The sequence below is a fragment of the Streptomyces spiramenti genome, from assembly GCF_012034385.1.
Classification (GTDB): Bacteria; Actinomycetota; Actinomycetes; order Streptomycetales; family Streptomycetaceae; genus Streptomyces; species Streptomyces spiramenti.
Map to the genome: position 1 here is coordinate 1 of NZ_JAAVJB010000194.1, position 9,974 is coordinate 9,974.

At 75.2% G+C, this 9,974-nt stretch carries 7 protein-coding genes and 1 pseudogene; 3 read left to right on the plus strand and 5 right to left on the minus strand.

What is annotated here, in order from left to right:
* Positions 1–91 precede the first annotated feature (91 nt).
* Positions 92–286, minus strand: coding sequence for a hypothetical protein (locus HCJ92_RS18845; protein ID WP_167934800.1), 195 nt, complete (start codon positions 284–286; stop codon positions 92–94).
* Here HCJ92_RS18845 and HCJ92_RS18850 point away from each other — a divergent pair.
* The 3 genes from HCJ92_RS18850 to HCJ92_RS18860 all read left to right on the plus strand — a co-directional run bounded on the left by HCJ92_RS18850 (position 262) and on the right by HCJ92_RS18860 (position 5,495).
* On the plus strand, positions 262–1,887 hold the full coding sequence (locus HCJ92_RS18850) for an alpha/beta hydrolase (RefSeq protein WP_167934801.1): 1,626 nt from the start codon (positions 262–264) through the stop codon (positions 1,885–1,887). The genes HCJ92_RS18845 and HCJ92_RS18850 overlap by 25 nt on opposite strands.
* Before the next feature lie 204 nt (positions 1,888–2,091).
* Entirely contained in the window at positions 2,092–3,759 is a 1,668-nt protein-coding gene (locus HCJ92_RS18855; protein WP_167934802.1) for an alpha/beta hydrolase, read from the plus strand.
* Positions 3,760–3,857: 98 nt separating this feature from the next.
* Positions 3,858–5,495: an alpha/beta hydrolase gene (locus HCJ92_RS18860; RefSeq protein WP_167934803.1), complete on the plus strand. Its 1,638-nt coding sequence runs from the start codon at positions 3,858–3,860 to the stop codon at positions 5,493–5,495.
* Between the two features lie 193 nt (positions 5,496–5,688).
* On the opposite strand, the gene moeZ is transcribed toward HCJ92_RS18860, so the two are convergent.
* The 4 genes and pseudogenes from moeZ to HCJ92_RS18880 form a co-directional block, all read right to left on the minus strand.
* Positions 5,689–6,867 carry an adenylyltransferase/sulfurtransferase MoeZ gene (gene moeZ, locus HCJ92_RS18865; protein ID WP_167934804.1) on the minus strand — a complete coding sequence of 393 codons (1,179 nt, stop codon included), beginning with the start codon at positions 6,865–6,867 and terminating at the stop codon, positions 5,689–5,691.
* Between the two features lie 146 nt (positions 6,868–7,013).
* Entirely contained in the window at positions 7,014–7,781 is a 768-nt protein-coding gene (locus HCJ92_RS18870; RefSeq protein ID WP_167934805.1) for a spherulation-specific family 4 protein, read from the minus strand.
* The gene (locus tag HCJ92_RS18875; RefSeq protein ID WP_167934806.1) at positions 7,769–8,719 is read right to left on the minus strand and encodes an NAD-dependent epimerase/dehydratase family protein; all 951 of its coding nucleotides are present in this window, start codon (positions 8,717–8,719) and stop codon (positions 7,769–7,771) included. Before HCJ92_RS18875 ends, HCJ92_RS18870 begins: the two co-directional genes overlap by 13 nt.
* A gap of 136 nt (positions 8,720–8,855) precedes the next feature.
* Positions 8,856–9,974: pseudogene (locus tag HCJ92_RS18880) on the minus strand (hypothetical protein); the annotation flags it as partial.

Genomic DNA, 9,974 nt, shown 5'->3' on the forward strand with positions numbered 1-9,974 from the left:
CCGGGGTGCCGCACCCCGGGCCCGGGGCAAACCAACGGGGGCGGCACGGCGCCTCCGCGCCGCACCGCCCCCGCCGCGCGTGGGACCGGGGTCAGTAGACGGGCTTCTCCGGCTCGATCTGGTTGACCCAGCCGATGACCCCGCCGCCGGTCACCCGGACGGCGGGGCGGCCCCTCACCCGGACGGCGAGCAGCGGTCGCGGCGGGCGGTGGGCGGTGCTGGGCTGGTCCCGTCCCAGTCGTCGCGAAGGGGAGTGACCGGATGTCGTCCGAGGAACCTGGTGCACCACCCGCCCGTCGGCGGGCGGCGGTGGCGCTGACCGCAGCCGCGGTACTGCTCGCCGGCTGTTCGGGCGGCACCGAGCCCGGCGGCGCGGTCACGGGCGCCGGTCCGGCCCGGGGCGCCGTGGACACCACCGAACTGCCGTCGGACTTCACCGACCAGGAGCCGGACTGGTCCGGCTGTCCCCGGCCGGACGCGCGGCAGGGCGACGACCAGCCCGCGCCGGAGAAGCTGCGGGACGGCACCGAGTGGGAGTGCGCGACGCTCACGGTGCCGCAGGACTACGACGACCCCGACGGCGACACCCTCGCGCTCGCCATGATCCGCGCGCGGGCCGGTGGCGACGAGGCCGACCGCATCGGCTCGTTGCTGTTCAACTTCGGTGGCCCCGGCGGCTCCGGCGTCGTGACCCTGCCCGCCTTCTCCGACGACTACGCCTCGCTCCACAAGCGGTACGACCTGGTGAGCTTCGACCCGCGCGGAGTCGGCGAGAGCGAGGGCGTGGTCTGCCTGGACGACCAGAAGCTCGACGCGTACTTCGCGGCGGACACCGTGCCGGAGAACTCCGCCGAGGAGGAGGAACTCCTCACCCGGCAGGCCGAGTTCGCCGCAGCCTGCGAGGACGGCGCCGGCGATCTGCTGCCGCACCTCACCACCGTCGACACCGCCCGCGACATGGACCTGATGCGCCACGTCCTCGGCGACAGCCGGCTCCACTACTTCGGCATCTCCTACGGCACCCAGCTCGGCGGCGTCTATGCCCACCTCTTTCCCGAGCGCGTGGGCCGCGCCGTGTTCGACGCGGTGGTCGACCCCACGCAGGACGACGAGCAGAGCGCCCTCGGCCAGGCACGGGGCTTCCAACTCGCGCTGCGCGCCTACGTGGAGGACTGCCTCTCCCAGGACGACTGCCCCCTCACCGGCTCGCCCGAGGAGGCCGAGCAGCAGCTGAAGGAGCTGCTCGACGGGCTCGCGGAGGAGCCGATGCCCACCCGCGACCCCGACCGGCCGCTGACGCGTTCGCTGGCCTGGTCGGGGATGGCGCAGTCCCTGTACTCGCAGGACTTCTGGCCCTACCTCTCGCAGGGCCTCTCCGACGCGACCGACGAGACCGACCCCGACGGCTCGGTCCTGCTCTTCCTCGGCGACGCGATGAACGGCCGGTCCACCGACGGCACCTACTCCACGCTCCAGTCGTCCCTCACCGCGATCCGCTGCGCCGACTCCGGCTCGCGCTACACCGCCGACGACGTGCGCGACCGGCTCGACGCCTTCGAGGAGGCGTCGCCCGTCTTCGGCACGGGCATGGCGTGGGCCCTGCTCGGCTGCACCGACTGGCCGGTGAAGGGCGACGAGGCCCATCCGGACGTCTCGGCCGAGGGCTCCGCCGAGATCCTGCTGGTCGGCACCACCGGTGACCCCGCCACCCCGTACGAGGGGACCGCCCGCATGCGGGAGGCCCTGGGCGAGGGCGTCGCGGTGGAGGTGACCTACGAGGGTGAGGGCCACGGCGCCTACACCTCGGGCGACCGCTGCGTGAAGCGCGCCGTCGACGAGTACCTGCTCGACGGGATGGTGCCCGAGTCCGGACTCACCTGCGGCTGAGCCCGCCCCCGGGGCCCGTGCGGAGCCCGGCGCCCGTGCCCCCGGAGGCCCCGGGGGCACGGGCGTGCCACGGGAGCGGGAGCCCCGTCCGGGGCGTCGGATAGCCTGACCGTGGTGCCGCCCCGGGTGGAGCGCGGCGGGCACCCGACGACACGGCACCGATCGGCGGACCACGGCCGGCCGGCGGGGCGACCTTGGGGGGCCATGAGCGCGCGGAGCACTGTCAGGCGGGGGGCCGCGCTGCGCGCGGCGGCCGCCGTGACCGCCGCCCTGGGCGTGCTGACCTCCTGCGCCGCCTCGGGCGCCGACAGCGGTGACGAGGAGCCAGAAATAGCGGGGGTGCCCTCGCCCAGCGTCGCCGGCGAGGCCGGCCCGCTCCCCGGCGACGAGGACGCGGCACCCCCCGAGGCACCGTCCCTCCCGCCCCTCCCCGCGGGCCTGCTCGACCAGCAACCCGACTGGCGCCCCTGCCCCGCCCCCACCGAGGCCCAGGGCGGCGGCGCCGCCCCCGGTGACGGCTGGCAGTGCGCCGGCCTCACCGTCCCGGTGGACTACTCCGCGCCCGAGGGCCGCACGATGGAGCTGGCGCTGGTCCGCTCCCGGGCGGAGGGCGACCGGCGGATCGGCTCGCTGGTCCTCAACTTCGGCGGCCCCGGCGGTTCCGGCGTCGCGACGCTGCCGCGCCTGGAGCAGCGGTTCACCTCGCTGGCCGGCGCCTTCGACCTGGTGAGCATGGACCCCCGGGGCGTCGGCGCCAGCGACGGCGTCGTCTGCTTCACCGGGGAGGAGCGCGACGCCATGCTCGCCGGGATCTCCCACCCCCGCGGGGCGGACGGCGCAGCCGGGGAGGACGCCTACCTCGACGACCGCCTCGCCTACGCGGAACGCTGCGCGCAGGAGGCCGGGGACCTGCTGCCGCACCTCACCACCGCCAACACCGCCCGCGACCTCGACGTGCTCCGTGAGGTCCTGGGGGAACCCCGGCTGCACTACTACGGCGCCTCCTACGGCACCAAGCTCGGCGCCGTCCACGCCGCGCTCTTCCCCGACCGGGTCGGCCGGGTGGTGCTGGACTCCGTGGTGGACCCCACCGTCGACGTGGTCGGCCGGGCGCTGGGGCAGACCGCGGGATTCCAGCAGGCGCTGGACGCCTACCTCACCGACTGCGCCGCCGCGGGCGACTGCCCGGCCGGGGACGACCCGGCCCGGGCGCACCTCTTCCTCGGCGAGCTGCTGGACTCCCTCGCCGACCGGCCCCTGCCGACCGCCGGCGGACGGCAGCTGACCCAGAACCTGGCCGTCACCGGCGTCATCGGCTCCCTCTACTCCGAAGGTTCGTGGCCGAGGCTGACGCGCGCCCTGCGGGAGGCTCACACCGAGGGCCGGGGCGATCTGCTGCTCGCCGCGGCGGACCGGTACAACGGGCGCGGACAGCAGGGCGGGTACCGCAACCTCCACGACGCCAACGTCGCCGTCAACTGCGCGGACTTCGCCACCCGGCCGGACCTCGCCACCGTGCGGGAGCAGCGTGCGGCGTTCGAGGAGGCGTCGCCCGTGCTCGGCAGGTTCCTGGTCTGGGAACTGCTCGGCTGCGCCGGCTGGCCCGTCGTCTCCGAACAGGACCAGCCCGCGGTCGCCGTCGAGGGCACCTCCCGGACCATCCTGCTGGTGGCCGTCACCGGCGACCCCGCCACGCCGTACCGCGGCGCGGAGCGGATGCGCGAGGCCCTCGGCGAAGGCACCGCGGCGCTGCTGACCCTCGACGGCGAGGGCCACGGCGCCTACACCGGCGGCGACCCGTGCGTCACGGCCGCGGTCGACGCGCACCTCCTCACCGGCAAGACCCCGGCGGACGGCACCACGTGCGGCTGACGCCCACCCCCCGGGGACGTTCCCGCGCGCGGTCCCGCGCGCCCTTCTACCGACGCACACGACACGAGCGCACGGCCCTCGGGCCGGGGGAGAGCACGATGGGTCATCCCACTTCACAAGGCGGGCGCCACCGCGCCCTGACGGTCGGCGCCGCGCTGCTCAGCGGCGTCATGCTGCTCTCGGCGTGTTCCGGCGGCGGCGGTTCGGAGCAGCGCGGGGAGGACGAGGAGGGCCGCCCCAGTGAGAAGTCCACCCCGGCCGCCCGCGCCTACCCGGGCGTCCCGGACGCCATCTCGCAGCAGCGGTTGAGCTGGGACCCCTGTGAGGCCCCGACCGTCGCCCAGGGCGGCGGCGAGGCGCCGGGCGAGCTCGACGACGGCACCCCCTGGCAGTGCGCGACGCTGACCGTGCCGCTGGACTACGAGGAGCCGGACGGCGAGACGATCGGCATCGCGCTGATCCGCGCCGCCAGCACCGCCGAGGGCGACGCCCGCCAGGGCTCCCTCATCTACAACTTCGGCGGACCCGGCGGCTCCGGCGTGCTGACGCTCCCGATGCTCGGCGAGCAGTACGAGGCGCTGCGCGAGGGGTACGACCTGGTCAGCTTCGACCCGCGCGGCGTCGGCGAGAGCGCCGGAGTGCGGTGCCTGGACGGCGAGGAGATCGACCGGCAGGAGCAGGAGCACGGCGCACTCCCCCGCACCGAGGAGCAGGAGGAAGCGTACGCGGAGATGTCCGCCGAGTACGTCGCCGCCTGCGAGGCCAACGCCGGCGAGATACTGCCGCACCTCACCACCACCAACACCGCCCGCGACATGGACCTGATGCGCCACGTCCTCGGGGACAGCCGGCTCCACTACTTCGGCATCTCCTACGGCACCGAACTCGGCGGCGTCTACGCCAACCTCTTCCCGGAGCAGGTCGGGCGCGCCGTCCTGGACGCGGTGGTCGACCCCACCGCGGACTCCGTGGACGGTGCCCTGCTCCAGGCGCGGGGCTTCCAGCTGGCGCTGGAGAACTACATGGCCGACTGCGCCGAGGTGTACGGCGAGGAGTGCCCGACCGGTGAGGGCGGCGAGGAGGGAAGCGCACTGCTGGCGGACCTCCTGGCGGAGGTGGCCGAGGAGCCGCTGGAGACCGGCGGCGAACGACAGCTGACCGAACAGCTCGCGGTGCTCGGCATCGTCGCCACCCTCTACGACCAGGAGGCATGGGAGTACCTCACCGTCGGGCTGATGGAGGCGCTTGAGGGCGACGGCGAACTGCTCCTGCTCTTCGCCGACGCCTACAACGAGCGCGACGAGGAGGGGCGGTACAGCAACCAGCGCGACGCGCAGGCAGCCATCACCTGCGCGGACACCACCGGGCAGCGCGACCCGGAGGCCATCGAGGAGAACCGCGCCGCGTTCGAGGACGCGTCGCCGGTCTTCGGTCCCTACCTGCTGTGGTCGCTGGCCGGATGCGAGGGCTGGCCCACCGACGGCGAGGCCGAGAAGCCGGAGGTCTCCGCCGACGGGGCGTCCGAGATGCTGCTGATCGGCACGACCGGCGACCCCGCGACCCCGTACGAGGGCGCCGAGCGGATGCAGCGCGAGCTGGGCGAGGGTGTCGGCGTCCTGATCACCTTCGACGGTGAGGGCCACGGGGCCTACGGGCAGGACGAGTGCATCGACGACTCCGTCGAGGACTACCTCCTGTCGGGGATGGTCCCCCAGAACGGCCTGGTCTGCGGCTGAACCCGCGCGGGCCGCGGCCCGGAGGCCGGCCGCCGCGTCCCGAGGAGCGGACACCTCGTCCGCCCCTCGGGACACGGCGGCCTCACCGGGCGCGACCGCCGTCCGGGGTGCCGCACCCCGGGCCCGGGGCAAACCAACGGGGGCGGCACGGCGCCTCCGCGCCGCACCGCCCCCGCCGAGCGTGGGACCGGGGTCAGTAGACGGGCTTCTCCGGCTCGATCTGGTTGACCCAGCCGATGACCCCGCCGCCGACGTGCACCGCGTCACCGAAGCCGGCGTTCTTCAGCACCGCGAGGACCTCGGCGGAGCGCACACCGGTCTTGCAGTGCAGGACGATCCGGCGGTCCTGCGGCAGGTCCTGCAGGGCGGTGCCCATCAGGAACTCGTTCTTGGGGACCAGCCGGGCACCGGGGATGGAGACGATCTCGTACTCGTTGGGCTCGCGGACGTCGATGACGTCGATCTTCTCGCCGCCGTCCATCCACTCCTTGAGCTGCCGGGGCGTGATCGTGGAGTCGGCCGCCGCGGCCTGGGCCTCGTCGGAGACGACACCGCAGAACGCCTCGTAGTCGATCAGCTCGGTGACCGTGGGGTTCTCGCCGCACACCGCGCAGTCCGGGTCCTTGCGGACCTTCACCTGCCGGTAGGTCATCTCCAGGGCGTCGTAGATCATCAGACGCCCGAGCAGCGGGTCGCCGATGCCCGCGAGCAGCTTGATCGCCTCGTTGACCTGGATCGAGCCGATGGAGGCGCACAGCACGCCCAGCACGCCGCCCTCCGCGCAGGACGGCACCATGCCCGGCGGCGGGGGCTCGGGGTACAGGCAGCGGTAGCAGGGCCCGTGCTCGGCCCAGAACACCGAAGCCTGGCCGTCGAAGCGGTAGATCGAGCCCCACACGTAGGGCTTGCCCAGCAGCACGCAGGCGTCGTTGACCAGGTAGCGGGTGGCGAAGTTGTCGGTGCCGTCGACGATCAGGTCGTACTCGGCGAACATCTCCATCACGTTCGAGGAGTCGAGCCGTTCCTCGTGGATGTTCACCCGGGTCAGCGGGTTGATGCCCTGCACGGTCTCCTTGGCGGAGACGGCCTTGGGGCGTCCGATGTCGGACTGGCTGTGGATGATCTGGCGCTGGAGGTTGGACTCGTCCACCTCGTCGAACTCGACGATGCCGAGGGTGCCGACACCGGCGGCGGCCAGGTACATCAGCGCGGGCGAGCCGAGACCGCCCGCGCCCACGCAGAGCACCCGGGCGTTCTTCAGCCGCTTCTGACCCTCCATCCCCACGTCCGGGATGATCAGGTGGCGGGAGTACCTGCGGACCTCGTCGACGGTGAGCTCGGCGGCCGGCTCGACCAGGGGGGGCAGCGACACGGGATCTCCGTTGGTCGGGGTGGACGGCGGTCAGGGCGCGGACGGCCCGTGCCGCCCGGGATCTCCCCCGCGCGGCACGGCCCGCCCGCCACGTCACGGACGTCATCACGCCATGGACACTGTCCCCAACACTGCCACGGCCGATCTCATTCCGAGACCGCCGTCCCGACGCATGAGACGAGCTCGTCCCAGAAGCCGGGCAGCGACGACCAGGGGTCGGCGCCGTCGCGAGCGCTCCGGTCCGTCAGGTAGTAGGTCGCCGCACCCTGCCACCGGGCGATGCGCAGCGCCTCCCCCAGCCGGGTCGGCGGGACCTCGCAGACCAGGTGGCAGAACCGCTCCGCCGGGTACCCCGCGGTCCAACCGGGCACCTGGGACCAGCGGTAGTCGCGCCACCGGCCCCGGAAGGTCACCAGCTGGTCCGCCAGTTCGGCGTACCCCTCGTAGGGGTGCCGGCCGTGGTCCAGCACGATCCGCGTCCCCGGCGCCAGCGCGCGCAGTGCCCGCGTGAGGCGCCGCACCGCGGCGAGCCCCTCCGGCGAGGAGGGCACCTCCGTGAGGTGGAACCCCTGCACCCGGTACCAGCTCAGATGGCGCTCGGCGTCGACCAGTACCTCGGTGGGCCGGCGGGTGCCCCCGCCCATCGCCAGCCTGCCGAGGACGGTTCTGCCCCTGACCCGCAGCGCGGCACAGGCCGACGCCGCGAACCGGTCCGGGTGCTGCCCCGGCCCGTTCGCCACGTCCAGCACGGCCCACCGGACCGGGGCGTCGGAGCGCGCGAGCTCCGCCCATTCCAACGGCGCCACCATGGGGTGCGCGAAGCCGGGAGCCACCAGGCCGGTCCCCGTCGCCGGCCTGATGACCGGCGGTGTGGTGACCGTCCCGGTGACGCGCCGCAGCGTCACATCCGGCATGCGGCCTCCATCCAGATGTCCGCCAGTGACTCCTCCAGGGCGATGCGGGACCGCCAGCCCAGCCGGTCGCGCGCCGTGCGGACGTCCGCCTGCTGCCAGATGCCGCAGCCGTCGGGGTAGGGCACGTGCTGCGGCTGCTGCGGGTGGTCCCCCGCCCGGGGCGAGGGGACGTGGCCGGGCGGCGGGCCGTCCAGCTCGTGCAGCGCCCCGGTGTACCCGGAGATCCGCGCCAGCGCGACCGCCGCGTCCCGCAGCCGGACCGCCTGGCCGGAGCCGATGTTGACGACGCCCTGCGCGGCGGAGAGCGTCGCGGCGTGCACCGCCCGGGAGACGTCGCGGACGTCCACGAAGTCGCGCTGCACCGCCAGGCCGCTCAGCTTGAGCTCGTTGTCGCCGTGCTGGAGCGCGCGGCGCAGCGAGTCCGCCAGCCGCCCCAGTGGCGATCCGGCCGGGGTCCCCGGGCCGGTGGGCGAGAACACCCGCAGCACGATGGCGTCCAGCCCCGAACCCAGGACCAGCTCGCTCGCGGCGAGCTTGCTGACGCCGTAGGGGCCACCGGGCCTGGGCTGCGCGTCCTCGGCCGTCGTCGAGCCGGGCTGCGAGGGCCCGTACTCGGCGGCACAGCCGACGTGCACGAGCCGGGCCCCGCAGCGGCTGCGGCGCATCGCCTCGCAGACGGTGGCGGCGGCGACGGTGTTGTGGCGGGTCAACTCGCGCGCGGTGCCGCGGATGGCCCCGGCGCAGTTGACGACGACGGACGGGTGCACCGCGTCCAGGAAGCGGGTCAGCGCCCCGGGGCTGCCGGTGGCCAGGTCGAACCGGACGTCGGCGTCGTCCCCCCGCCCGAGGGCGGTCAGGTGGACGGCCGGGTCGGCCAGCAGCCGGTCGGCGATGAACCGCCCCAGGTACCCGCTGGCACCCAGTAGCAGCACTCTCATCGGTCTCTCCTTGTCAGGTGGCACGGATTCGGTTCGGCCGCGGGCCGGGAGGGCCGCGCCACGGCTGGGACGTCGCGGGGACGAGCCGCGTGGGGGGCTCCGTCCCGCGCGGTCGGCGCGGGTGGATCCGGGAGTGTCACCGGCGCGGCGGCGGCAGGGCGGGGGTGCCCGCCGCCGCACAGTCGGCACGGCTTCCCCCACCGCCACGAGCACGGCCCCGGAAGCGGCGGACGGGGTCCGCGTCCCATCCGGTGGGCGGCGCGTGGCCGACCGGGCCTCGCGCGTCGCCGCCGTGCCCGCACTCCCCTCCGGCCGCCGCGGGGCCCGGTCGCCCGCTGCGCGCCGCCGGTTCGCCGTCCGGCGTGCCGTGGTGCGCCCACGGGCCGGTGAGCGTCCGCCAGGCGACGACCAGCAGCACCAGCCAGGCGACGCCGGCGACGGTCGCGGTGAGCAGCGGCGGCCCACCCGCCGCCACCAGCGCCTCGACCGGTCGCGCCAGGGCGCTCAGCCCCGGCAACCAGGAGGCGGCCACCAGCGAGAGCGCCGCCGTCAGCACCACGGAGGCCGCGACGAGGGCGAGGGCCGCCGCGGTGCGCCGACCGCCGCAGGTGAGCAGCAGCGCGGTGTGGAGCAGCAGCCCCAGCGCCAGCACCGCGGCCAGCTGCGTCGCAGCGGGCACGGGCCACACGGACGGGCCGCCGGGCACCAACGGCGGCAGCAGCGTCACCACCGCGAGCACCCCGGCGAGCGCCGCGCCGAACCCGGCGACGGTGGCCAGCAGCAGCGGACGGACGGCCGAGGTCAGCTCCCGCAGGGTGCGGCTGCCGACCAGCCGCTGCCGGGCCGCGGCGACGAACCGGTCGGCCGTCCACAGCGCCGGCGCCACCGCCGCGGCGAGGACCAGCGCCGTCTGCGCGGCGGTCCGCGCCGCGTCGGGTGCCGTGGGAGCGCCCCGCGCCACCTCCGCGAGGAGCCACCCCCCGCCCAGGGCGTGCCCCACGAGCAGCAGCGCGCCCACCGCAGCCGACAGTGAGGCGGCGGTGGGACGGCCGGCCGGCAGCCGTCGCCGCAGCGCGGCCCCGAGCGCCACCAATGCAGCGAGCGCGGTGAGGGCGGTGAGCGCCAGGACGGTGGTCGACCCGCCCGGGGGCGGGCCGTACCGGTGGGCCGCCGAGGGAACGGCGACGGCCGACACGGCCAGCGCGGCGGGCAGCAGACCCCGGGCGGGGATGTGGCGGTCTCCCCCGGCGCGGGG